Origin of the sequence: Enterobacter vonholyi, assembly GCF_040834095.1 — a bacterium.
In the GTDB taxonomy this organism is placed as follows: domain Bacteria; phylum Pseudomonadota; class Gammaproteobacteria; order Enterobacterales; family Enterobacteriaceae; genus Enterobacter; species Enterobacter vonholyi.
The window spans coordinates 4,023,068-4,045,328 of record NZ_CP162152.1 but is presented as its reverse complement, the minus strand read 5'-3'; the positions used below and the strand labels follow the sequence as shown (position 1 = coordinate 4,045,328).

Below are 22,261 nucleotides of genomic sequence, written 5' to 3'. Positions count from 1 at the left end.
CGCTGATGTTACAACCAAAGCGTACAAAATTCCGTAAAGTGCACAAAGGCCGCAACCGTGGTCTGGCGCAGGGTACGGATGTTAGCTTCGGCACTTTCGGTCTGAAAGCTGTTGGCCGTGGTCGTCTGACTGCACGTCAGATCGAAGCAGCACGTCGTGCAATGACCCGTGCAGTTAAGCGTCAAGGTAAGATCTGGATCCGTGTATTCCCGGACAAACCGATCACCGAGAAGCCGCTGGAAGTTCGTATGGGTAAAGGTAAAGGTAACGTGGAGTACTGGGTTGCCTTGATCCAACCGGGCAAAGTCCTTTATGAAATGGACGGTGTTCCGGAAGAGCTGGCCCGTGAAGCCTTCGGCCTGGCAGCAGCGAAACTGCCTATCAAAACCACCTTTGTAACTAAGACGGTGATGTAATGAAAGCAAAAGAGCTGCGTGAAAAAAGCGTTGAAGAGCTGAACGCTGAGCTGCTGAACCTGCTGCGTGAGCAGTTCAACCTGCGTATGCAGGCTGCAAGTGGCCAGCTGCAACAGACTCACCTGCTGAAGCAAGTGCGTCGCAATGTTGCACGCGTTAAGACTTTACTGACTCAGAAGGCGGGTGCGTAATGACCGATAAAATCCGTACTCTGCAAGGTCGTGTTGTTAGCGACAAAATGGAGAAATCCATTGTTGTAGCTATCGAACGTATTGTGAAACACCCGATCTACGGTAAATTCATCAAGCGTACGACCAAACTGCACGTACATGACGAGAACAACGAATGTGGTATCGGCGACAAGGTTGAAATCCGTGAATGCCGCCCACTGTCCAAGACTAAGTCCTGGACGCTGGTTCGCGTTGTAGAGAAAGCGGTTCTGTAATACAGTACGCCTTCTCAATACGAATAAACGGCTCAGCGATGAGCCGTTTATTTTTTCTACCCATATTGCAGAAGCGGTGTTATAATGCCGCGCCCTCGATATGGGGCTTTTTAACGGCTCTGATTTTAGAGTCTCAGGTAGTAGTTGACATTAGCGGAGCACTAAAATGATCCAAGAACAGACTATGCTGAACGTCGCCGACAACTCCGGTGCACGTCGCGTAATGTGTATCAAGGTTCTGGGTGGCTCGCACCGTCGCTACGCAGGCGTAGGCGACATCATCAAGATCACCATCAAGGAAGCAATTCCACGTGGTAAGGTCAAAAAAGGTGATGTGCTGAAGGCGGTAGTGGTGCGCACCAAGAAGGGTGTTCGTCGCCCTGACGGTTCTGTCATTCGCTTCGATGGTAATGCATGCGTTATTTTAAACAATAACAGCGAGCAGCCTATCGGCACGCGTATCTTTGGGCCGGTAACTCGTGAACTTCGTACTGAGAAGTTCATGAAAATTATCTCTCTGGCACCAGAAGTACTCTAAGGAGCGAATCATGGCAGCGAAAATCCGTCGTGATGACGAAGTTATCGTGTTAACCGGTAAAGATAAAGGTAAACGCGGTAAAGTAAAAAATGTTCTGTCTTCCGGCAAACTTGTCGTTGAAGGTATCAACCTGGTTAAGAAACATCAGAAGCCGGTTCCGGCCCTGAACCAACCAGGTGGCATCGTTGAAAAAGAAGCTGCTATTCAGGTTTCTAACGTTGCAATCTTCAATGCGGCTACCGGCAAGGCTGACCGTGTAGGCTTTAGATTCGAAGACGGCAAAAAAGTCCGTTTCTTCAAGTCTAACAGCGAAACTATCAAGTAATTTGGAGTAGTACGATGGCGAAACTGCATGATTACTACAAAGACGAAGTAGTTAAAAAACTCATGACCGAGTTTAACTACAATTCTGTCATGCAAGTCCCTCGGGTCGAGAAGATCACCCTGAACATGGGTGTTGGTGAAGCGATCGCTGACAAGAAACTGCTGGATAACGCAGCAGCTGACCTGACAGCAATCTCCGGTCAAAAACCGCTGATCACCAAAGCACGCAAATCTGTTGCAGGCTTCAAAATCCGTCAGGGCTATCCGATCGGCTGTAAAGTAACTCTGCGTGGCGAACGCATGTGGGAGTTCTTTGAGCGCCTGATCACTATTGCTGTTCCACGTATCCGTGACTTCCGTGGCTTGTCCGCTAAGTCTTTCGACGGTCGTGGTAACTACAGCATGGGTGTCCGTGAGCAGATCATCTTCCCAGAAATCGACTACGATAAAGTCGACCGCGTGCGTGGTTTGGATATTACCATTACCACTACTGCGAAATCTGACGAAGAAGGCCGTGCTCTGCTGGCTGCCTTTGACTTCCCGTTCCGCAAGTAAGGTAGGGTTACTGAATGGCTAAGCAATCAATGAAAGCACGCGAAGTAAAGCGCGTAGCTTTAGCTGATAAATTCTTCGCTAAACGCGCTGAACTGAAAGCGATCATTTCTGATGTGAACGCTTCCGACGAAGATCGTTGGAATGCGGTTCTCAAGCTGCAGTCTCTGCCGCGTGATTCCAGCCCGTCTCGTCAGCGTAACCGCTGTCGTCAAACAGGTCGTCCACATGGTTATGTGGGCAAGTTTGGGTTGAGCCGTATCAAACTGCGTGAAGCCGCCATGCGCGGTGAAGTGCCAGGCTTGAAAAAGGCTAGCTGGTAATTACCAATTGAATCACGGGAGTAAAGACAGATGAGCATGCAAGATCCGATCGCGGATATGCTGACCCGTATCCGTAACGGTCAGGCCGCGAACAAAGTTGCGGTCACCATGCCTTCCGCCAAGCTGAAAGTGGCAATTGCCAACGTGCTGAAGGAAGAAGGTTTTATCGAAGATTTTAAAGTTGAAGGCGACACCAAGCCGGAACTGGAACTTACTCTCAAGTATTTCCAGGGTAAAGCTGTTGTAGAAAGCATTCAGCGTGTCAGCCGCCCAGGCCTGCGCATCTATAAGAAAAAAGATGAGCTGCCAAAAGTTATGGCTGGTCTTGGTATCGCAGTTGTTTCTACCTCTAAAGGTGTTATGACTGATCGTGCAGCGCGCCAGGCTGGTCTTGGTGGCGAAATTATCTGCTACGTAGCCTAATCGGAGGAAAGAATGTCTCGTGTTGCTAAAGCACCGGTCGTTATTCCTGCCGGCGTTGATGTAAAAATCGACGGTCAGGTTATTACGATCAAAGGTAAAAACGGCGAGCTGACTCGTACCCTCAACAAAGCTGTTGAAGTTAAACATGCAGATAACGCTCTGACCTTCGGTCCACGTGATGGTTTCGTGGATGGATGGGCTCAGGCTGGTACCGCGCGTGCCCTGCTGAACTCAATGGTTGTTGGTGTTACCGAAGGCTTCACTAAAAAGCTTCAGCTGGTTGGTGTAGGTTATCGTGCAGCTATCAAAGGGAATGCAGTAGGCCTGTCTCTGGGCTTCTCACACCCTGTTGAGCATCCGCTGCCGGCCGGTATCACTGCAGAATGCCCGACTCAGACTGAAATCGTGCTGAAAGGCGCTGATAAACAGCTGATCGGTCAGGTTGCAGCAGATCTGCGCGCCTACCGTCGTCCTGAGCCTTACAAAGGCAAGGGTGTTCGTTACGCCGACGAAGTCGTGCGTACCAAAGAGGCTAAGAAGAAGTAAGGTAACACTATGGATAAGAAATCTGCTCGTATCCGTCGTGCGACCCGCGCACGCCGCAAGCTCAAAGAGCTGGGTGCAACTCGCCTGGTGGTACATCGTACCCCGCGTCATATTTACGCACAGGTAATTGCACCGAACGGTTCTGAAGTTCTGGTAGCTGCTTCTACTGTAGAAAAAGCTATCTCAGAACAATTGAAGTACACCGGTAACAAAGACGCCGCTGCAGCTGTAGGTAAAGCTGTTGCTGAACGCGCTCTGGAAAAAGGCATCAGCAATGTTTCCTTTGACCGTTCCGGGTTCCAATATCATGGTCGTGTCCAGGCACTGGCAGATGCTGCCCGTGAAGCTGGCCTTCAGTTCTAAGGTAGAGGTGTAAGATGGCTCACATCGAAAAACAGGCTGGCGAACTGCAGGAAAAGCTGATCGCGGTAAACCGCGTATCTAAAACCGTTAAAGGTGGTCGTATTTTCTCCTTCACAGCTCTGACTGTAGTAGGCGATGGTAACGGTCGCGTTGGTTTTGGTTACGGTAAAGCGCGTGAAGTTCCAGCAGCGATCCAGAAAGCGATGGAAAAAGCCCGTCGCAACATGATTAACGTCGCGCTGAACAACGGCACCCTGCAGCACCCAGTTAAAGGTGTTCACACGGGTTCTCGTGTATTCATGCAGCCAGCTTCAGAAGGTACCGGTATCATCGCCGGTGGTGCAATGCGCGCCGTTCTGGAAGTTGCTGGGGTTCATAACGTTCTGGCTAAAGCATATGGTTCCACCAACCCGATCAACGTGGTTCGTGCAACTATTGATGGCCTGGAAAATATGAATTCTCCAGAAATGGTCGCTGCCAAGCGTGGTAAATCCGTTGAAGAAATTCTGGGGTAATTGACCATGGCAAAGACTATTAAAATCACTCAAACCCGCAGTGCAATCGGTCGTCTGCCGAAACACAAGGCAACGCTGCTTGGCCTGGGTCTGCGTCGTATTGGTCATACCGTTGAGCGCGAGGATACTCCTGCTGTTCGTGGTATGGTCAACGCGGTTTACTTCATGGTTAAAGTTGAGGAGTAAGAGATGCGTTTAAATACTCTGTCTCCGGCCGAAGGCTCTAAAAAGGCGGGTAAACGCCTGGGTCGTGGTATCGGTTCTGGCCTCGGTAAAACCGGTGGTCGTGGTCACAAAGGTCAGAACTCTCGTTCTGGCGGTGGCGTACGTCGCGGTTTCGAGGGTGGCCAGATGCCACTGTACCGTCGTCTGCCGAAGTTCGGCTTCACCTCTCGCAAAGCAGCGATCACAGCGGAAATCCGTCTGTCTGACCTGGCGAAAGTTGAAGGCGGCGTTGTAGACCTGAACACGCTGAAAGCAGCAAACATTATCGGTATCCAGATCGAGTTCGCGAAAGTGATCCTGGCTGGTGAAGTTTCTACTCCGGTAACTGTTCGTGGCCTGCGTGTTACTAAAGGTGCTCGTGCTGCTATCGAAGCTGCTGGCGGTAAAATTGAGGAATAAGTAGCAGATGGCTAAGCAACCGGGATTAGATTTTCAAAGTGCCAAAGGTGGATTTGGCGAGCTGAAACGCAGACTGCTGTTTGTTATCGGCGCGCTGATTGTGTTCCGTATTGGCTCTTTTATTCCGATCCCTGGTATCGATGCCGCTGTACTTGCCAAACTGCTTGAGCAACAGCGAGGCACCATCATTGAAATGTTCAACATGTTCTCTGGTGGTGCTCTCAGCCGTGCTTCTATCTTTGCATTGGGTATTATGCCGTACATTTCGGCATCTATTATTATCCAGCTGCTGACGGTCGTTCATCCGGCCCTGGCAGAGTTGAAGAAAGAAGGGGAGTCTGGACGTCGTAAGATTAGTCAGTACACCCGTTACGGTACTCTGGTGCTGGCAATATTCCAGTCGATCGGTATTGCTACCGGTCTGCCGAATATGCCTGGTATGCAGGGCCTGGTGTTAAACCCGGGCTTTGCATTCTACTTCACCGCTGTTGTAAGTCTGGTCACAGGGACAATGTTCCTGATGTGGCTCGGCGAACAGATTACTGAGCGTGGTATCGGTAACGGTATCTCAATCATCATCTTCGCCGGTATTGTTGCGGGCCTCCCGCCAGCCATCGCCCATACTATCGAGCAAGCGCGTCAAGGCGACCTGCACTTCCTCCTGTTGCTGTTGGTTGCAGTATTAGTATTTGCAGTGACGTTCTTTGTTGTCTTCGTTGAACGTGGTCAACGCCGCATTGTGGTGAACTACGCTAAACGTCAGCAAGGTCGTCGTGTCTATGCTGCACAGAGCACACATTTACCGCTGAAAGTGAACATGGCGGGGGTTATCCCGGCTATCTTCGCTTCCAGTATTATTCTGTTCCCGGCGACCATCGCGTCATGGTTCGGGGGCGGTACTGGTTGGAACTGGCTGACAACAATTTCGCTGTATTTGCAGCCTGGGCAACCACTTTATGTGTTACTCTATGCGTCTGCGATCATCTTCTTCTGTTTCTTCTACACGGCGTTGGTCTTCAACCCGCGTGAAACAGCAGATAACCTGAAGAAGTCCGGTGCATTTGTACCAGGAATTCGTCCGGGAGAGCAAACGGCGAAGTATATCGATAAAGTAATGACCCGCCTGACTTTGGTTGGTGCGCTCTATATTACTTTTATCTGCCTGATCCCGGAGTTCATGCGTGATGCAATGAAAGTACCGTTCTACTTCGGTGGGACCTCACTGCTTATCGTTGTTGTCGTGATTATGGACTTTATGGCTCAAGTGCAAACTCTGATGATGTCCAGTCAGTATGAGTCTGCATTGAAGAAGGCGAACCTGAAAGGCTACGGCCGCTAATTGGTCGCCTGAGAAGTTACGGAGAGTAAAAATGAAAGTTCGTGCTTCCGTCAAGAAATTATGCCGTAACTGCAAAATCGTTAAGCGTGATGGTGTCATCCGTGTGATTTGCAGTGCCGAGCCGAAGCATAAACAGCGCCAAGGCTGATTATTTCGCATATTTTTCTTGCAAAGTTGGGTTGAGCTGGCTAGATTAGCCAGCCAATCTTTTGTATGTCTGTACGTTTCCATTTGAGTATCCTGAAAACGGGCTTTTCAGCATGGTGCGTACATATTAAATAGTAGGAGTGCATAGTGGCCCGTATAGCAGGCATTAACATTCCTGATCAGAAACATGCTGTGATCGCATTAACTTCGATCTACGGCGTCGGCAAGACCCGTTCTAAAGCCATTCTGGCTGCAGCGGGTATCGCTGAAGATGTTAAGATCAGTGAGCTGTCTGAAGAACAAATCGACACGCTGCGTGACGAAGTTGCCAAATTTGTCGTTGAAGGTGATCTGCGCCGTGAAATCAGCATGAGCATCAAGCGCCTGATGGATCTTGGTTGCTATCGCGGTTTGCGTCATCGTCGTGGTCTGCCAGTGCGCGGTCAGCGTACTAAGACCAACGCACGTACCCGTAAGGGTCCGCGCAAACCGATCAAGAAATAATCGGGGTGATTGAATAATGGCAAAGGCACCAGTTCGTGCACGTAAACGTGTAAGAAAACAAGTCTCTGACGGCGTGGCTCATATCCATGCTTCTTTCAACAACACCATCGTTACTATTACTGATCGTCAGGGTAACGCATTGGGTTGGGCAACAGCCGGTGGTTCCGGTTTCCGTGGTTCTCGCAAATCCACTCCGTTCGCAGCTCAGGTTGCAGCAGAGCGTTGCGCTGAAGCCGTAAAAGAATACGGTATCAAGAATCTGGAAGTTATGGTTAAAGGTCCGGGTCCGGGTCGTGAATCTACTGTTCGCGCTCTGAACGCCGCTGGTTTCCGCATCACGAATATTACTGATGTGACTCCGATCCCTCATAACGGTTGTCGTCCGCCGAAAAAACGTCGCGTATAACGCTCCGTTTTTTAGGTTAGTTGGAGATAGAAAATGGCAAGATATTTGGGTCCTAAGCTCAAGCTGAGCCGTCGTGAGGGCACCGACTTATTCCTTAAGTCTGGCGTTCGCGCGATCGATACCAAGTGTAAAATTGAACAAGCTCCTGGCCAGCACGGTGCGCGTAAACCGCGTCTGTCTGACTATGGTGTGCAGTTGCGTGAAAAGCAAAAAGTTCGCCGTATGTACGGTGTGCTGGAGCGTCAGTTCCGTAACTACTATAAAGAAGCAGCACGTCTGAAAGGCAACACAGGTGAAAACCTGCTGGCTCTGCTGGAAGGTCGTCTGGACAACGTTGTATACCGTATGGGCTTCGGCGCTACTCGTGCTGAATCACGTCAGCTGGTTAGCCACAAAGCAATCATGGTAAACGGTCGTGTTGTTAACATCGCTTCTTATCAGGTTAAAGCGAATGACGTTGTTAGCATTCGTGAGAAAGCGAAAAAGCAATCTCGCGTGAAGGCCGCTCTGGAGCTGGCTGAGCAGCGTGAAAAGCCAACCTGGCTGGAAGTTGATGCTGGCAAGATGGAAGGTACGTTCAAGCGTCAGCCAGAACGTTCTGATCTGTCTGCGGACATTAACGAACACCTGATCGTCGAGCTTTACTCCAAGTAAAGCTTAGTACCAAAGAGAGGACACAATGCAGGGTTCTGTGACAGAGTTTCTAAAACCGCGCCTGGTAGATATCGAGCAAGTGAGTTCGACGCACGCCAAGGTGACCCTTGAGCCTTTAGAGCGTGGCTTTGGCCATACTCTGGGTAACGCACTGCGCCGTATTCTGCTCTCATCGATGCCGGGTTGCGCGGTGACCGAGGTTGAGATTGATGGTGTACTTCATGAGTACAGCACCAAAGAAGGCGTTCAGGAAGATATCCTTGAAATCCTGCTCAACCTGAAAGGGCTGGCGGTGAGAGTTCAGGGTAAAGATGAAGTTATTCTTACTCTGAATAAATCTGGCATTGGCCCTGTGACTGCAGCCGACATCACCCACGACGGTGATGTTGAAATCGTCAAGCCGCAGCACGTGATCTGCCACCTGACCGATGAGAACGCAGCGATTAGCATGCGTATCAAAGTTCAGCGCGGTCGTGGTTATGTGCCGGCTTCTGCCCGAATTCATTCGGAAGAAGATGAGCGCCCAATCGGCCGTCTGCTGGTCGACGCATGCTACAGCCCTGTAGAGCGTATTGCCTACAATGTTGAAGCAGCGCGTGTAGAACAGCGTACCGACCTGGACAAGCTGGTCATCGAAATGGAAACCAACGGCACAATCGATCCTGAAGAGGCGATTCGTCGTGCGGCAACCATCCTGGCAGAACAACTGGAAGCTTTCGTTGACTTACGTGATGTACGTCAGCCGGAAGTGAAAGAAGAGAAACCAGAATTCGATCCGATCCTGCTGCGCCCTGTTGACGATCTCGAGTTGACTGTCCGCTCTGCTAACTGCCTCAAGGCAGAAGCTATCCACTATATCGGTGATCTGGTACAGCGTACCGAGGTTGAGTTGCTGAAAACGCCGAACCTGGGTAAAAAATCTCTTACTGAGATTAAAGACGTGCTGGCTTCTCGTGGTCTGTCTCTGGGCATGCGCCTGGAAAACTGGCCACCGGCAAGCATTGCTGACGAGTAACCGGATCACAGGTTAAGGTTTTACTGAGAAGGATAAGGTCATGCGCCATCGTAAGAGTGGTCGTCAACTGAACCGCAACAGCAGCCATCGCCAGGCTATGTTCCGCAACATGGCAGGTTCACTGGTTCGTCATGAGATCATCAAGACGACCCTGCCTAAAGCGAAAGAGCTGCGTCGCGTAGTTGAGCCGCTGATTACTCTTGCCAAGACTGACAGCGTTGCTAATCGTCGTCTGGCATTCGCCCGTACTCGTGATAACGAGATCGTGGCAAAACTGTTTAACGAACTGGGCCCGCGTTTCGCGAGCCGTGCAGGTGGTTACACTCGCATTCTGAAGTGTGGTTTCCGTGCAGGCGACAACGCGCCGATGGCTTACATCGAGCTGGTTGATCGTTCAGAGAAAGCAGAAGCTGCTGCAGAGTAATCTGCAGTAACGTAAAAAAACCCGCTTCGGCGGGTTTTTTTATATCCGCGATATCCCCACTTCTCTACAATATCTGTATCAATTCTGTTCATCTCCTGGAGCGGGTAATGTGGTTGCTTGACCAGTGGGCAGAACGCCATATTCGTGATGCCCAAAAAAAAGGTGAATTCGACGATCTTCCGGGACGCGGTGAACCCCTTGTGCTTGACGATGACTCGCACATTGCGCCTGAACTACGGGCGGGCTACCGTTTACTGAAAAATGCAGGCTGTCTCCCTCCGGAGCTTGAACAGCGCAGAGAGGCTGTTGAACTGGCCGATCTGCTTAAAGGCATCCGTCAGGACGATCCGCGACATTCTGAACTTAGCCGTCGTCTCGTCCTGATTGAACTCAAGCTTCGCCAGGCAGGAATGAACACTGACTTTCTGCACGGTGAATACGGTAAACGCTTGTTGCGAAGAATAAACGAGGAGTAGCTATGTACCGTATCGGTGAACTTGCGAAGCTCGCGAACGTGACGCCGGATACTATCCGATATTACGAAAAGCAGCAGATGATCGATCATGAAGTTCGTACTGAAGGTGGCTTTCGACTTTATACCGATAACGATCTGCAGCGCCTGCGGTTTATTCGTTATGCGCGCCAGCTCGGCTTCACATTAGACTCGATCCGCGAGTTATTATCGATCCGCATCGATCCGGCACATCACACCTGCCAGGAGTCTAAAAGCATTGTGCAGGCTCGGCTGGATGAAGTGGAAGCACGCATTCAGGAGCTGCAAACCATGCAGCGCTCTCTGCAAAGGCTGAATGATGCCTGCTGCGGTACGGCCCACAGCAGTATTTATTGTTCCATTCTCGAAGCCCTTGAACAGGGGGCCAGTGGAGAAACGCAGGGCTGTTGATTTTTAGTCAAACCGGATCTAGACTCCCGTCGTCATAAACCCTGCTCTGGAGACATTATGAGCCGCTATCAGCACACGAAAGGTCAGATCAAAGACAATGCCATTGAGGCACTACTTCACGACCCGCTATTCAGACAGCGCGTTGAGAAGAATAAAAAAGGGAAAGGAAGTTATCTGCGTAAAGACAAGCATGAAAAACGGAGTAACTGGGAGGCCAGTGGCAAGCAAGCGAATCGCTTATTTACCACTGGCCTTCCTGCTTTAAGCTCTTGATTAAACGCGGTTGTTCTGCTCTTTTAACAGATCGCGGATCTCACTCAGCAGCACTTCTTCTTTCGTTGGTGCAGGTGCTGCAGCCGGCTCTTCTTTCTTACGATTGAGCCTGTTGATCAGCTTGATAGCCATAAAAATGGCAAACGCAACAATCACAAAATCAAATACGTTCTGAATAAATACGCCGTAGTGCATCACGACCGCCGGCACATCACCCTGTGCTTCACGCAGCGTGAAAGCGAACTGTTTGAAATCTATGCCCCCGATTAACAACCCTAAAGGTGGCATGATAATGTCGGCCACTAATGATGAAACAATCTTGCCGAATGCCGCACCAATAATGACACCCACAGCTAAATCCACCACGTTCCCGCGCATCGCAAATTCGCGAAATTCTTTAATAAAACTCATTGTTCTCTCCTTGTGCCAGCTGACGAGTTTAAGTTTAACAAATGATTAGCCAATTGCCATTCGGGATAATTAAACATTATAAAAAATAAAAGGCACAGAAATGAAAAGGATAAAGTAAGGGTGCTCTTTCTGGAGCACCCAATTCTTTAAAGGAAGAATGGACTTGGCTGGAATAAACGTTCGACGTCGGTAATAAACTTTTTATCGGTAAGGAACATAATAACGTGATCGCCTTGCTCAATTCGTAAATTATCATTGGCAATCATGACATCATTTCCGCGCACAACGGCGCCGATGATCGTGCCTGGCGGAAGCTTAATTTCATCGATTGACCGACCCACTACGCGTGACGTGGTTTCATCTCCGTGAGCAACAGCTTCAATGGCTTCCGCCACGCCACGGCGGAGCGATGACACACCGACAATATCCGCTTTACGAACATGGCTCAGAAGCGCTGAAATTGTTGCCTGCTGAGGCGAAATGGCAATATCAATAACGCTGCCCTGAACCAGATCGACATACGCCTTGCGCTGGATAAGCACCATGACTTTTTTTGCCCCCATGCGCTTCGCGAGCATGGCGGACATTATATTTGCCTCGTCATCGTTGGTGACGGCAATAAAGAGATCGACTTGATCAATATGCTCTTCAGCCAGTAGCTCCTGATCGGACGCATCACCATAAAATACGATCGTATTTTGCAGTTTTTCCGCCAGTTCAGCAGCACGCTGTTGATCGCGCTCGATCAACTTCACGCTGTAATCTTTTTCTAACCGATGTGCCAGACCTGCACCGATATTGCCGCCGCCGACCAGCATAATGCGTTTATAGGGTTTTTCGAGACGCTGTAGTTCACTCATCACCGCACGAATATGCTGTGAGGCCGCAATAAAGAAGACCTCATCACCGGCTTCGACAATCGTGGAGCCCTGCGGGCGAATGGGTCTGTCGTGACGGAAAATGGCTGCGACGCGCGTATCGATATGCGGCATGTGCTCGCGCATGGTGGAAAGCGCATTGCCGATCAATGGTCCGCCGTAATAGGCCTTAACCACTGCCAGACTCACTTTGCCCTCGGCAAAGTTTACCACCTGCAGGGCACCCGGATATTCGATCAGGCGGTAGATATTGTCGATAACCAGCTGTTCTGGCGCGATAAGGTGGTCGATGGGGACCGCTTCGGAATTAAACAGTTTTTCAGCATCGCGAACATAGTCCGGAGAGCGAATACGCGCAATTCGGTTTGGCGTGTTGAAAAGCGAGTAGGCCACCTGACAGGCAACCATATTGGTTTCATCAGAACTGGTTACCGCAACCAGCATGTCGGCATCGTCGGCGCCTGCCTCACGAAGAACACGTGGGTGCGAACCATGACCCTGCACCACCCGCAGGTCAAATTTGTCCTGTAAAACACGCAGGCGATCGCCGTTGGTATCAACTATGGTGATGTCGTTGTTTTCCCCAACCAGGTTTTCCGCCAGCGTTCCGCCAACCTGTCCTGCGCCCAGAATGATAATCTTCATATCTCGTGACCTGTTCTCAACATCACTCTTTGATTAGCTTAGCGTAAAAGAAGCCATCACCCTCTTCTGTACCCGGCAGATTCTGCTGACCCGGGCATTCAGGCGTTCCCGTATCTCGCAGCGCCGCGTCCGGGGTACGTTTAAGGAAGGCCGAGATTTGCTGACTGTTTTCTTCCGGCAGCACTGAGCAGGTCGCATAGACCAGCGTGCCGCCGGGTTTGAGACGAGGCCAGATGGCGTCGAGAATGTCGGATTGCAGTTGGGCAAGCTCGTTAATATCACGATCGCGACGCAGCCACTTGATATCCGGATGACGACGAATCACGCCGGTTGCTGAGCAGGGGGCATCCAGCAAAATGCGGTCAAACTGGGTTTCACCACACCATTCCGCGGGTTTGCGCCCATCGCCTTGCTTAACCTGTGCCTTCATGCCCAGACGCTTGAGGTTGTCATAGACGCGTGAAAGACGCTGCTCATCAACATCCACCGCCATCACGCTGGCCTGCGGAGCCACTTCAAGAATATGCGTCGTTTTGCCCCCAGGCGCTGCGCAGAGATCGAGGATCTGCTCACCGTTTTGGGGTTCAAGCCAGGTCATGCAACCCTGAGCCGAGGCATCCTGTACCGTTACCCAACCGTCTTCAAAGCCGGGCAATGCATGTACCGGTGCAGGCGATGCTAAGCGCACGGCATCAGGGTATGCGTCATGGGTGAAGCCGCTCATTCCAGCTTCTTCAAGTAATGCCAGCCATGCGTCACGGGTGTGGTGATTACGATTCACGCGTAACCACATTGGTGGACGCTGGTTGTTAGCATCGGCAATGTCCTGCCACTGCTGCGGATAAGCTTTTTTCAGGCGCTTCAACAGCCAGTCCGGATGCAGGAAGCGCGCTTCGCTTTGGGCAAATTCAGCCAGAAGCTCATCCTGCTGTCGCTGGAACTGACGCAATACGCCGTTGATCAGCCCTTTCAGCTGAGGACGTTTAATCGCAACGGCACCTTCCACCGTCTCTGCCAGCGCGGCATGGGGTGGGATGCGGGTATGAAGAAGCTGATAAAAACCCACCATAATCAAATAGTGTACGGTGCGCTGTTTGCCTGTCATTGGGCGTGACATCAGCTTGTTAATCAACCACTCAAGTTGAGAAAGCGTGCGCAGGACGCCAAAGCAGAGCTCCTGAAGCAGGGCTTTATCCTTATCAGAGACTTTTTGCTGCAGGGGAGGCAGGACATTGCTCAATGACTGGCCCTGCTCAATAACCTGCTCGACGGCCTGAGCCGCCATACTGCGTAGATTTTGTTTTTTCATAACCGTAAAAATAAAAATGCCCGGAAACACCGGGCCTTAAGAATAAATTTGCTCAGGCAAGACGGTTGCCCGGGATAAACCATTCGCGACGGGAATTTAACAGATCTTGAGCGCTCATGGCTTTCTTACCGGCCGGTTGGAGCGATTCAAGATTCAATATCCCTTGCCCAGTCGCCACCTGGATACCGTTCTTGTTGGCGTCAACAATCGTACCGGGTTTGGCCGTAGTAGTACCGCTAATGACGGAGGCTTTCCACACTTTCACTGGCTGCTCATCAATCTCCATCCAGCTCATCGGCCATGGATTGAAAGCGCGAATGCAGCGTTCAAGCTGAGCGGCCGACAGCGACCAGTCGATCCGCGCTTCTTCTTTGCTCAGCTTTTCGGCATAAGTCACCAGCGCGTCATCCTGAACTTCCGGTTTCGCCGTATTGTCAGCAAGCTGCTGGAGCGTCTCGATAAGCCCTTGTGGACCGAGGTCTGCCAGTTTGTCATACAGCGTGGCGCTGGTATCGTCTGACGTAATGGGGCAGGCCAGTTTATACAGCATATCGCCGGTGTCTAAACCTACGTCCATCTTCATAATGGTAACGCCCGTTTCGGCATCGCCTGCCCACAGCGATCGCTGAATAGGTGCAGCACCACGCCAGCGCGGGAGCAAAGACCCATGCACGTTGATGCAACCCAGGCGAGGCATATCGAGCACAGCTTTTGGCAGGATTAAACCGTAAGCCACCACCACCATTACGTCGGCTTTCAGGTCAGCGACCAGCTGCTGATTTTCCTGGGGGCGTAACGATGCGGGCTGGAAAACGGGTAGCCCATGCTCTTCTGCCAGCACTTTTACCGGGCTGGGCATCATTTTTTTGCCGCGACCAGCAGGACGGTCCGGCTGGGTAAAGACGCCAACAACCTTGTGACCGGAAGATAACAGCGCGTCAAGATGACGCGCTGCAAAATCAGGGGTTCCCGCGAAGATAATTCGTAGTGTTTTAGACACGATGATCCTTGTATCCGGGGGGCGTTATGCGCGAGAACGCAAACGATCCAGTTTTTCTACTTTCTGACGAATACGCTGCTGTTTCAGCGGTGAGAGGTAATCGATAAACAGTTTACCGACAAGGTGATCCATCTCATGCTGAATACAAATCGCCAGCAGGTCATCTGCTTCCAGTTCGAACGGATTACCGTCACGATCCAGGGCGCGAATTTTCACCTTTTCAGCTCGCGGCACTAACGCACGCTGTTCAGGAATAGACAGACAGCCTTCCTCAATACCGGTTTCGCCACTCTTTTCGAGCAGCTCAGGGTTGATCAGCACCAGGCGGCCATCGCGATTTTCAGAAACATCAATCACGATAATACGCTTATGAATGTCTACCTGCGTCGCCGCCAGGCCAATGCCTTCTTCGGCGTACATGGTATCGAACATATCATCAACGATACGCTGGATTTCTGCATTCACTTCTTTGACCGGTTCAGCGACGATGCGAAGGCGCTCGTCCGGAATATGTAACACTTGCAAAACTGCCATAAATTTCCAGAGTCGTGTTCAGGAGTTGATAAGAATACTACCTCTATTCTAGACAAATCCCCCATCGATTGACAGCATCAGTGACCAATCGCAATGATTGCGGAGGCCGCTTATGGCAGGGGAAAGGATGACGTTGACCGAGATATGGCTACGGCTAATACACACAGGGTCTCTGTGTGGTGATGTAATGCTGGAAGCGGCTGCACGACTGCAGAAGCAGGAAGGCATCGACACGCTTGTCTTAAGAAATGCTGGACTGACAGCAAAGCAGGCTGAACGATTCTTTGCGTTCAATGAGAGTGAGCTGGAACGTAGCCTGCTATGGCTTGAGCAGCCGGGGCATCATTTATTAACGGCCAACCATCCCCTTTATCCCCCTTTGCTCCGCACGATCCCTGATTATCCCGGTGCATTATTCATAAAAGGTAACCCAGAGACGCTTAATACCGTTCAGCTGGCGGTGGTAGGCAGTCGTGCGCCGTCATGGTACGGCGAGCGATGGGGGAAAATCCTGTGCGAACAGCTTACACAAAGTGGTTTCACGATTACCAGCGGGCTGGCCTGCGGTATTGACGGCGTTGCCCACAGCGCGGCACTGTCAGCTAAAGGACAAAGTGTCGCGGTCCTGGGGAACGGTCTTTTTAGCATTTATCCACGCCGACATCAGGCATTGGCGATGCGGCTTATTGAATCTGACGGCGCGATAGTCTCTGAGTTTCCGCTTTCCGCGCAGCCCAGGCCGGCAAACTTTCCGCGTCGTAATCGAATTATCAGCGGGCTTAGCAAAGGCGTGCTGGTAGTTGAAGCTGCGCGGCGAAGCGGTTCGCTGGTCACGGCACGATGCGCGCTTGAACAGGGTAGAGAGGTCTTTGCCTTGCCCGGCCCGATAGGTAACCCCGGATGCGAGGGGCCCCACTGGCTGATTAAACAAGGGGCCACACCGGTAACGGAAGTAGGGGATATTCTTGAAAATTTGCAATATGGGCTGCAATGGCTGCAGGAAGATCCCGAAAAGCGACAATATTCATCAGATCAGGGAAAGGTGGCATTGCCATTTCCCAAGCTCCTGGCTAACGTAGGAGATGAGGTAACACCTGTTGACGTTGTCGCTGAACGTGCCGGCCAACCTGTGCCAGTAACGGTAGCACAGCTACTCGAACTGGAGTTAGCAGGGTGGATCGCAGCTGTACCCGGCGGCTATGTCCGATTGAGGAGGGCATGCCATGTTCGACGTACTGATGTATTTGTTTGAGACTTACATCCATAACGAAGCAGAAATGCGAGTGGATCAGGACAAATTGACACAGGATCTTACCGATGCGGGGTTTGAGCGGGAAGACATCTATAATGCGTTGATGTGGTTGGAAAAACTGGCTGATTATCAGGAAGGCCTGGCCGAACCGATGCAGCTTGCTTCTGATCCATTGTCAGTACGCATTTATACCGCAGAAGAGTGTGAAAGGCTGGACGCCAGCTGTCGGGGATTCATCTTATTCCTTGAGCAGATTCAGGTGCTGAACCTCGAAACGAGAGAAATGGTGATAGAGCGCGTCATGGCGCTGGATACAGCAGAATTCGAACTGGAAGATCTTAAGTGGGTGATCCTGATGGTTCTGTTTAATATTCCGGGCTGTGAAAATGCCTATCAGCAAATGGAAGAATTACTCTTTGAAGTGAATGAAGGTATGCTGCACTAATTCAATGTGCAGCACCAAGAGTTGTTATGGCCAAATCAGCACTATTCACGGTGCATAAAAACGAGCCCTGCCCGCAGTGCGGGGCTGAACTTGTTATTCGGTCCGGGAAACACGGCCCGTTTCTCGGTTGTTCACACTATCCGGAATGTGATTATGTTCGTCCTCTGAAAAGCCAGGCGGATGGACATATCGTTAAAATTCTGGAGGGTCAGTATTGTCCCGTGTGCGGTGGTGAATTAGCCCTGCGGCAGGGGCGTTTCGGCATGTTTATTGGATGTAGCCGCTATCCAGAATGTGAGCATACGGAACAAATTGATAAGCCTGATGAAACGGCAATTGCGTGTCCTCAGTGTCAGCGCGGTCAGCTGGTACAGCGCCGTTCCCGTTATGGTAAGACCTTCCATTCGTGCGATCGCTACCCTGAATGCCAGTTCGTCATCAATTTTAAACCGGTAGCGGGAACCTGCCCTCATTGCAATTATCCGCTACTGATAGAGAAGAAAACCGCGCAAGGCATGAAACGCTTCTGCGCCAGTAAACAATGTGGAAAGCCGGTTACGGCGGATCAAAATAGTGAATAATAACCTGCCATTAGGCTCCATTGCGCATGCAGTGGACGTACTGAAAAATGAAGAAGTCATCGCCTATCCAACTGAAGCTGTTTTTGGGGTCGGTTGCGATCCTGACAGCGAGACGGCTGTGAGCCGTCTGCTTGCCCTGAAACAAAGACCCGTCGAGAAAGGGCTGATTTTGATCGCTGCGAATTACGAGCAGCTTAAACCTTATATCGATGACTCTATGCTGACGCCGGCGCAGCGCGAGACTATCTTCTCCGCGTGGCCGGGACCAGTGACCTTCGTCTTCCCGGCGCAGCCGACAACCCCGCGTTGGTTAACCGGACGCTTTGATTCCCTCGCCGTTCGCGTAACTGACCATCCGCTGGTGGTTGAGCTTTGTCTGGCATTTGGTAAACCGCTAGTCTCAACAAGTGCTAACCTGACCGGATTGCCGCCTTGTAGGACAACCGAAGAAGTGCTGGCGCAGTTCGGGGATGACTTCCCTGTTGCTGTCGGTGAAACGGGAGGGCGCCTGAACCCTTCTGAAATTCGCGACGCTTTGACCGGCGAACGTTTTCGCCAGGGGTAATCTCATGGAAACCTATGCTGTTTTTGGTAATCCGATTGCACACAGCAAGTCACCGTTGATTCATCAGCAATTTGCGAAGCAGCTGCAGATAAATCATCCCTATGGTCGCGTACTGGCACCGGTGGATGCATTTATTCCAACGCTGGAGGCTTTTTTCGCCGCGGGCGGTAAAGGCGCGAATGTGACGGTTCCTTTTAAAGAGGAAGCCTTCGAACGTGCGGATGAGCTGACCGAGCGTGCTTCACTGGCTGGTGCAGTCAATACCCTTAAACGGCTTGAGGATGGACGCCTTTTGGGTGACAACACCGACGGGATTGGTTTACTTAGCGATCTGGAACGACTTTCGTTTATTAAGCCCGGATTCCGGGTCCTACTGATTGGTGCGGGTGGCGCATCGCGGGGAGTACTGTTGCCTCTGCTTTCACTGGACTGTTCGGTGACCGTTACTAACAGAACCTTTTCCCGGGCAGAAGCGCTGGCGGCGTTGTTTGCGCATACCGGCAGCGTGAGCGCGGTAGCTCTTGACGATCTTGCCGATCGTGAGTTCGATCTTGTCATTAATGCTACATCCAGCGGCATTAGTGGTGAGATCCCGGCGATCCCCGCTTCGCTGGTCAGTGCGCATATGTATTTCTATGACATGTTTTATCAGAAAGGGAAGACGCCTTTCCTTAACTGGTGTGAACAACACGGTGCGAAACAGTTAGCCGATGGACTCGGCATGCTGGTGGGGCAGGCTGCGCATGCGGTGCTGCTCTGGCACGGGGTGTTGCCTGCAGTCGAGCCGGTCATTGAAAAGTTAAAGCAGGAGCTTTCGGCGTGAATCAGGCTATTCATTTTCCGGACAGAGAGAGCTGGGATGAAAGTAAGCAAGCGGTCTGTTTCCCGGTTCTGGTGCACGGTATGCAACTGACCTGTGCCATTCATGGGGAAACGCTGTTGCGTCGTTTTGGCGGTTCAGATCCGATAGCGGTATTTTGCGAAAATCGCTGGGATCTGGAAGAGGAAGCCAGCGATTTAATCCGCGAACAGCAAGAAGACGATCAGGGTTGGGTTTGGCTATCCTGATCCAAATAATCGTTTTTCCATCTTACGTAGTTGTTCGCCGAGTATTTTAATCCTTCGATCTCTGCCTCCTTAAGGGGGCGGATCTGTTTTACCGGACTTCCCAGATAGAGATAGCCGCTCTCCAGCCGTTTGTTCTGCGGGACCAGGCTACCGGCTCCAATCATCACGTCATCTTCTACTATGACGCCATCCAGCAAAATCGACCCCATGCCAACAAGTACGCGATTTCCGATAGTGCAGCCGTGAAGCATCACTTTATGGCCGACGGTAACCTCTTCTCCAATGATGAGGGGATTACCGTCCGGGTTATAGGAGGATTTGTGCGTGACGTGCAGGACGCTACCGTCCTGAATATTGGTACGTGCACCAATCGACACATAGTTAACATCACCCCTGATGGCGACGAGTGGCCAGATACTGACATCATCGGCCATTCGGACATCACCAATCACCACGCTGTTGGCATCGATCATCACGCGATCGCCTTTTTGGGGGAACAGATCTTTATAAGGACGTAATACTGCGGGCATATCTACCTCTAACAATGAGCGCTATACAGAAGACTTTGATCGTATTAATGGATCGAGGCAAGGCAACATACGTCAATATTTAAGCAGATCGGGCGGGATTTCAGCGAAAAGCGCGGAAAATCAGCAGTCGGAAAAAAAGATCTAAAAAATACTTGTGCTAAAAAATGGGATCCCTATAATGCGCCTCCATCGACACGGCGGATGTGAATCACTTCACAAACAGCCCGGTCGGTTGAAGAGAAAAAATCCTGCAATAACGGGTTGACTCTGAAAGAGGAAAGCGTAATATACGCCACCTCGCAACGGTGAGCGAAAGCCGCGTTGCACTGCTCTTTAACAATTTATCAGACAATCTGTGTGGGCACTCAAAGTGACATGGATTCTTAATGTCTTCGGACAATAAATGAATACCAAGTCTCTGAGTGAACATGCGTAATTCATTACGAAGTTTAATTCACGAGCATCAAACTTAAATTGAAGAGTTTGATCATGGCTCAGATTGAACGCTGGCGGCAGGCCTAACACATGCAAGTCGAGCGGCAGCGGAAAGTAGCTTGCTACTTTGCCGGCGAGCGGCGGACGGGTGAGTAATGTCTGGGAAACTGCCTGATGGAGGGGGATAACTACTGGAAACGGTAGCTAATACCGCATAACGTCGCAAGACCAAAGAGGGGGACCTTCGGGCCTCTTGCCATCAGATGTGCCCAGATGGGATTAGCTAGTAGGTGGGGTAACGGCTCACCTAGGCGACGATCCCTAGCTGGTCTGAGAGGATGACCAGCCACACTGGAACTGAGACACGGTCCAGACTCCTACGGGAGGCAGCAGTGGGGAATATTGCACAATGGGCGCAAGCCTGATGCAGCCATGCCGCGTGTATGAAGAAGGCCTTCGGGTTGTAAAGTACTTTCAGCGGGGAGGAAGGCGTTGAGGTTAATAACCTCAGCGATTGACGTTACCCGCAGAAGAAGCACCGGCTAACTCCGTGCCAGCAGCCGCGGTAATACGGAGGGTGCAAGCGTTAATCGGAATTACTGGGCGTAAAGCGCACGCAGGCGGTCTGTCAAGTCGGATGTGAAATCCCCGGGCTCAACCTGGGAACTGCATTCGAAACTGGCAGGCTAGAGTCTTGTAGAGGGGGGTAGAATTCCAGGTGTAGCGGTGAAATGCGTAGAGATCTGGAGGAATACCGGTGGCGAAGGCGGCCCCCTGGACAAAGACTGACGCTCAGGTGCGAAAGCGTGGGGAGCAAACAGGATTAGATACCCTGGTAGTCCACGCCGTAAACGATGTCGACTTGGAGGTTGTGCCCTTGAGGCGTGGCTTCCGGAGCTAACGCGTTAAGTCGACCGCCTGGGGAGTACGGCCGCAAGGTTAAAACTCAAATGAATTGACGGGGGCCCGCACAAGCGGTGGAGCATGTGGTTTAATTCGATGCAACGCGAAGAACCTTACCTACTCTTGACATCCAGAGAACTTTCCAGAGATGGATTGGTGCCTTCGGGAACTCTGAGACAGGTGCTGCATGGCTGTCGTCAGCTCGTGTTGTGAAATGTTGGGTTAAGTCCCGCAACGAGCGCAACCCTTATCCTTTGTTGCCAGCGGTCCGGCCGGGAACTCAAAGGAGACTGCCAGTGATAAACTGGAGGAAGGTGGGGATGACGTCAAGTCATCATGGCCCTTACGAGTAGGGCTACACACGTGCTACAATGGCGCATACAAAGAGAAGCGACCTCGCGAGAGCAAGCGGACCTCATAAAGTGCGTCGTAGTCCGGATTGGAGTCTGCAACTCGACTCCATGAAGTCGGAATCGCTAGTAATCGTAGATCAGAATGCTACGGTGAATACGTTCCCGGGCCTTGTACACACCGCCCGTCACACCATGGGAGTGGGTTGCAAAAGAAGTAGGTAGCTTAACCTTCGGGAGGGCGCTTACCACTTTGTGATTCATGACTGGGGTGAAGTCGTAACAAGGTAACCGTAGGGGAACCTGCGGTTGGATCACCTCCTTACCTTAAAGAACCTGCCTTTGTAGTGCTCACACAGATTGTCTGATGAAAAGTAAATAGCAAGGCGTCTTGCGATTGAGACTTCAGTGTCCCCTTCGTCTAGAGGCCCAGGACACCGCCCTTTCACGGCGGTAACAGGGGTTCGAATCCCCTAGGGGACGCCACTTGCTGGTTCGTGAGTGAAAGTCACCTGCCGTCATATCTCAAAACTGACTTACGAGTCACGTTTGAGATATTTGCTCTTTAAAAATCTGGATCAAGCTGAAAATTGAAACGACACATCTTTAATGGTGTGTTT

General features: G+C 51.2%; 35 protein-coding genes, 1 tRNA gene and 1 rRNA gene. 31 read left to right on the top strand and 6 right to left on the bottom strand.

Annotated elements, in window-relative coordinates:
* The first annotated feature begins 5 nt into the window (after positions 1-5).
* From rplP to AB3N39_RS18915, 23 genes are all read left to right on the top strand, one after another.
* On the top strand, positions 6-416 hold the full coding sequence (gene rplP, locus AB3N39_RS19025) for a 50S ribosomal protein L16 (protein WP_002919759.1): 411 nt from the start codon (positions 6-8) through the stop codon (positions 414-416).
* Complete coding sequence (rpmC, locus tag AB3N39_RS19020) at positions 416-607, top strand: 50S ribosomal protein L29 (protein ID WP_003863282.1); 192 nt, start codon at positions 416-418, stop codon at positions 605-607. The genes rplP and rpmC overlap by 1 nt, the downstream gene beginning before the upstream one ends.
* A complete protein-coding gene (gene rpsQ, locus AB3N39_RS19015; RefSeq protein ID WP_008503489.1) occupies positions 607-861 on the top strand; it encodes a 30S ribosomal protein S17 in 255 nt (84 codons plus the stop codon). Before rpmC ends, rpsQ begins: the two co-directional genes overlap by 1 nt.
* A 166-nt stretch (positions 862-1,027) precedes the next feature.
* Positions 1,028-1,399 (top strand): 50S ribosomal protein L14, encoded by a 372-nt coding sequence (gene rplN / locus AB3N39_RS19010; RefSeq protein WP_002919748.1) that lies wholly within the window; start codon positions 1,028-1,030, stop codon positions 1,397-1,399.
* Positions 1,400-1,409: 10 nt separating this feature from the next.
* A complete protein-coding gene (gene rplX / locus AB3N39_RS19005) occupies positions 1,410-1,724 on the top strand; it encodes a 50S ribosomal protein L24 (RefSeq protein ID WP_003863287.1) in 315 nt (104 codons plus the stop codon).
* 14 nt (positions 1,725-1,738) lie between these two features.
* A complete protein-coding gene (gene rplE / locus AB3N39_RS19000) occupies positions 1,739-2,278 on the top strand; it encodes a 50S ribosomal protein L5 (protein WP_001096202.1) in 540 nt (179 codons plus the stop codon).
* Positions 2,279-2,292: 14 nt separating this feature from the next.
* Positions 2,293-2,598, top strand: a complete 306-nt coding sequence (rpsN, locus tag AB3N39_RS18995; protein WP_003863291.1) for a 30S ribosomal protein S14 — start codon at positions 2,293-2,295, stop codon at positions 2,596-2,598.
* A 30-nt stretch (positions 2,599-2,628) separates the two neighbouring features.
* On the top strand, positions 2,629-3,021 hold the full coding sequence (rpsH, locus tag AB3N39_RS18990; protein WP_006178918.1) for a 30S ribosomal protein S8: 393 nt from the start codon (positions 2,629-2,631) through the stop codon (positions 3,019-3,021).
* Between the two features lie 12 nt (positions 3,022-3,033).
* Entirely contained in the window at positions 3,034-3,567 is a 534-nt protein-coding gene (gene rplF / locus AB3N39_RS18985; RefSeq protein ID WP_003863296.1) for a 50S ribosomal protein L6, read from the top strand.
* 9 nt (positions 3,568-3,576) lie between these two features.
* A complete protein-coding gene (gene rplR / locus AB3N39_RS18980) occupies positions 3,577-3,930 on the top strand; it encodes a 50S ribosomal protein L18 (protein WP_003863297.1) in 354 nt (117 codons plus the stop codon).
* A gap of 14 nt (positions 3,931-3,944) precedes the next feature.
* Positions 3,945-4,445, top strand: a complete 501-nt coding sequence (gene rpsE, locus AB3N39_RS18975; RefSeq protein ID WP_003863299.1) for a 30S ribosomal protein S5 — start codon at positions 3,945-3,947, stop codon at positions 4,443-4,445.
* Positions 4,446-4,451: 6 nt separating this feature from the next.
* Positions 4,452-4,631: a 50S ribosomal protein L30 gene (rpmD, locus tag AB3N39_RS18970; protein WP_003863301.1), complete on the top strand. Its 180-nt coding sequence runs from the start codon at positions 4,452-4,454 to the stop codon at positions 4,629-4,631.
* A gap of 3 nt (positions 4,632-4,634) precedes the next feature.
* On the top strand, positions 4,635-5,069 hold the full coding sequence (rplO, locus tag AB3N39_RS18965) for a 50S ribosomal protein L15 (protein ID WP_003863304.1): 435 nt from the start codon (positions 4,635-4,637) through the stop codon (positions 5,067-5,069).
* Between the two features lie 7 nt (positions 5,070-5,076).
* The gene (gene secY / locus AB3N39_RS18960) at positions 5,077-6,408 is read left to right on the top strand and encodes a preprotein translocase subunit SecY (protein ID WP_003863305.1); all 1,332 of its coding nucleotides are present in this window, start codon (positions 5,077-5,079) and stop codon (positions 6,406-6,408) included.
* A gap of 31 nt (positions 6,409-6,439) precedes the next feature.
* On the top strand, positions 6,440-6,556 hold the full coding sequence (rpmJ, locus tag AB3N39_RS18955; RefSeq protein ID WP_000868187.1) for a 50S ribosomal protein L36: 117 nt from the start codon (positions 6,440-6,442) through the stop codon (positions 6,554-6,556).
* A 146-nt stretch (positions 6,557-6,702) separates the two neighbouring features.
* Entirely contained in the window at positions 6,703-7,059 is a 357-nt protein-coding gene (gene rpsM, locus AB3N39_RS18950) for a 30S ribosomal protein S13 (RefSeq protein WP_003863308.1), read from the top strand.
* Positions 7,060-7,075: 16 nt separating this feature from the next.
* Positions 7,076-7,465 carry a 30S ribosomal protein S11 gene (gene rpsK / locus AB3N39_RS18945; RefSeq protein ID WP_003863312.1) on the top strand — a complete coding sequence of 130 codons (390 nt, stop codon included), beginning with the start codon at positions 7,076-7,078 and terminating at the stop codon, positions 7,463-7,465.
* 33 nt (positions 7,466-7,498) lie between these two features.
* A complete protein-coding gene (gene rpsD, locus AB3N39_RS18940) occupies positions 7,499-8,119 on the top strand; it encodes a 30S ribosomal protein S4 (RefSeq protein ID WP_004868345.1) in 621 nt (206 codons plus the stop codon).
* A 25-nt stretch (positions 8,120-8,144) separates the two neighbouring features.
* Complete coding sequence (rpoA, locus tag AB3N39_RS18935; RefSeq protein ID WP_002919219.1) at positions 8,145-9,134, top strand: DNA-directed RNA polymerase subunit alpha; 990 nt, start codon at positions 8,145-8,147, stop codon at positions 9,132-9,134.
* A gap of 40 nt (positions 9,135-9,174) precedes the next feature.
* Positions 9,175-9,558 carry a 50S ribosomal protein L17 gene (rplQ, locus tag AB3N39_RS18930; protein ID WP_001216368.1) on the top strand — a complete coding sequence of 128 codons (384 nt, stop codon included), beginning with the start codon at positions 9,175-9,177 and terminating at the stop codon, positions 9,556-9,558.
* A gap of 107 nt (positions 9,559-9,665) precedes the next feature.
* The gene (locus AB3N39_RS18925) at positions 9,666-10,034 is read left to right on the top strand and encodes a DUF1992 domain-containing protein (RefSeq protein ID WP_133295236.1); all 369 of its coding nucleotides are present in this window, start codon (positions 9,666-9,668) and stop codon (positions 10,032-10,034) included.
* 2 nt (positions 10,035-10,036) lie between these two features.
* Positions 10,037-10,462 (top strand): Zn(2+)-responsive transcriptional regulator, encoded by a 426-nt coding sequence (gene zntR, locus AB3N39_RS18920; RefSeq protein WP_014833516.1) that lies wholly within the window; start codon positions 10,037-10,039, stop codon positions 10,460-10,462.
* 57 nt (positions 10,463-10,519) lie between these two features.
* The gene (locus AB3N39_RS18915) at positions 10,520-10,735 is read left to right on the top strand and encodes an alternative ribosome-rescue factor A (RefSeq protein ID WP_133295235.1); all 216 of its coding nucleotides are present in this window, start codon (positions 10,520-10,522) and stop codon (positions 10,733-10,735) included.
* On the opposite strand, the gene mscL is transcribed toward AB3N39_RS18915, so the two are convergent.
* The 5 genes from mscL to def form a co-directional block, all read right to left on the bottom strand.
* Positions 10,736-11,146, bottom strand: coding sequence for a large-conductance mechanosensitive channel protein MscL (gene mscL, locus AB3N39_RS18910; protein WP_023309449.1), 411 nt, complete (start codon positions 11,144-11,146; stop codon positions 10,736-10,738).
* Between the two features lie 146 nt (positions 11,147-11,292).
* Positions 11,293-12,669, bottom strand: a complete 1,377-nt coding sequence (gene trkA / locus AB3N39_RS18905; protein ID WP_008503482.1) for a Trk system potassium transporter TrkA — start codon at positions 12,667-12,669, stop codon at positions 11,293-11,295.
* Between the two features lie 22 nt (positions 12,670-12,691).
* Positions 12,692-13,978, bottom strand: a complete 1,287-nt coding sequence (gene rsmB / locus AB3N39_RS18900) for a 16S rRNA (cytosine(967)-C(5))-methyltransferase RsmB (RefSeq protein WP_143345605.1) — start codon at positions 13,976-13,978, stop codon at positions 12,692-12,694.
* A 52-nt stretch (positions 13,979-14,030) separates the two neighbouring features.
* Positions 14,031-14,978 carry a methionyl-tRNA formyltransferase gene (gene fmt, locus AB3N39_RS18895; protein WP_248175619.1) on the bottom strand — a complete coding sequence of 316 codons (948 nt, stop codon included), beginning with the start codon at positions 14,976-14,978 and terminating at the stop codon, positions 14,031-14,033.
* A gap of 24 nt (positions 14,979-15,002) precedes the next feature.
* Positions 15,003-15,512 carry a peptide deformylase gene (def, locus tag AB3N39_RS18890; protein ID WP_008503479.1) on the bottom strand — a complete coding sequence of 170 codons (510 nt, stop codon included), beginning with the start codon at positions 15,510-15,512 and terminating at the stop codon, positions 15,003-15,005.
* Between the two features lie 127 nt (positions 15,513-15,639).
* On the opposite strand from def, the gene dprA reads away from it, so the two are divergent.
* Genes dprA through AB3N39_RS18860 form a run of 6 tightly spaced genes read left to right on the top strand, consistent with a single transcriptional unit; the run spans position 15,640 to position 19,423 of the window.
* Positions 15,640-16,764, top strand: coding sequence for a DNA-protecting protein DprA (gene dprA, locus AB3N39_RS18885; protein ID WP_111966072.1), 1,125 nt, complete (start codon positions 15,640-15,642; stop codon positions 16,762-16,764).
* Entirely contained in the window at positions 16,736-17,209 is a 474-nt protein-coding gene (gene smg / locus AB3N39_RS18880; protein ID WP_008503477.1) for a DUF494 family protein Smg, read from the top strand. The genes dprA and smg overlap by 29 nt, the downstream gene beginning before the upstream one ends.
* 26 nt (positions 17,210-17,235) lie before the next feature.
* On the top strand, positions 17,236-17,790 hold the full coding sequence (locus tag AB3N39_RS18875) for a type I DNA topoisomerase (RefSeq protein ID WP_047652855.1): 555 nt from the start codon (positions 17,236-17,238) through the stop codon (positions 17,788-17,790).
* Entirely contained in the window at positions 17,783-18,355 is a 573-nt protein-coding gene (tsaC, locus tag AB3N39_RS18870; protein WP_115874277.1) for an L-threonylcarbamoyladenylate synthase type 1 TsaC, read from the top strand. The genes AB3N39_RS18875 and tsaC overlap by 8 nt, the downstream gene beginning before the upstream one ends.
* Before the next feature lie 4 nt (positions 18,356-18,359).
* Entirely contained in the window at positions 18,360-19,178 is an 819-nt protein-coding gene (aroE, locus tag AB3N39_RS18865) for a shikimate dehydrogenase (protein ID WP_143345602.1), read from the top strand.
* Positions 19,175-19,423, top strand: a complete 249-nt coding sequence (locus tag AB3N39_RS18860) for a DUF1488 domain-containing protein (protein ID WP_143345601.1) — start codon at positions 19,175-19,177, stop codon at positions 19,421-19,423. The genes aroE and AB3N39_RS18860 overlap by 4 nt, the downstream gene beginning before the upstream one ends.
* Here the strand turns inward: AB3N39_RS18860 and AB3N39_RS18855 are convergent.
* Positions 19,399-19,953 (bottom strand): gamma carbonic anhydrase family protein, encoded by a 555-nt coding sequence (locus AB3N39_RS18855; RefSeq protein ID WP_143345600.1) that lies wholly within the window; start codon positions 19,951-19,953, stop codon positions 19,399-19,401. The genes AB3N39_RS18860 and AB3N39_RS18855 overlap by 25 nt on opposite strands.
* A 471-nt stretch (positions 19,954-20,424) precedes the next feature.
* On the opposite strand from AB3N39_RS18855, the gene AB3N39_RS18850 reads away from it, so the two are divergent.
* Positions 20,425-21,966, top strand: a 16S ribosomal RNA gene (locus AB3N39_RS18850).
* Positions 21,967-22,051: 85 nt separating this feature from the next.
* Positions 22,052-22,127, top strand: a tRNA-Glu gene (locus AB3N39_RS18845).
* Positions 22,128-22,261: the final 134 nt, after the last annotated feature.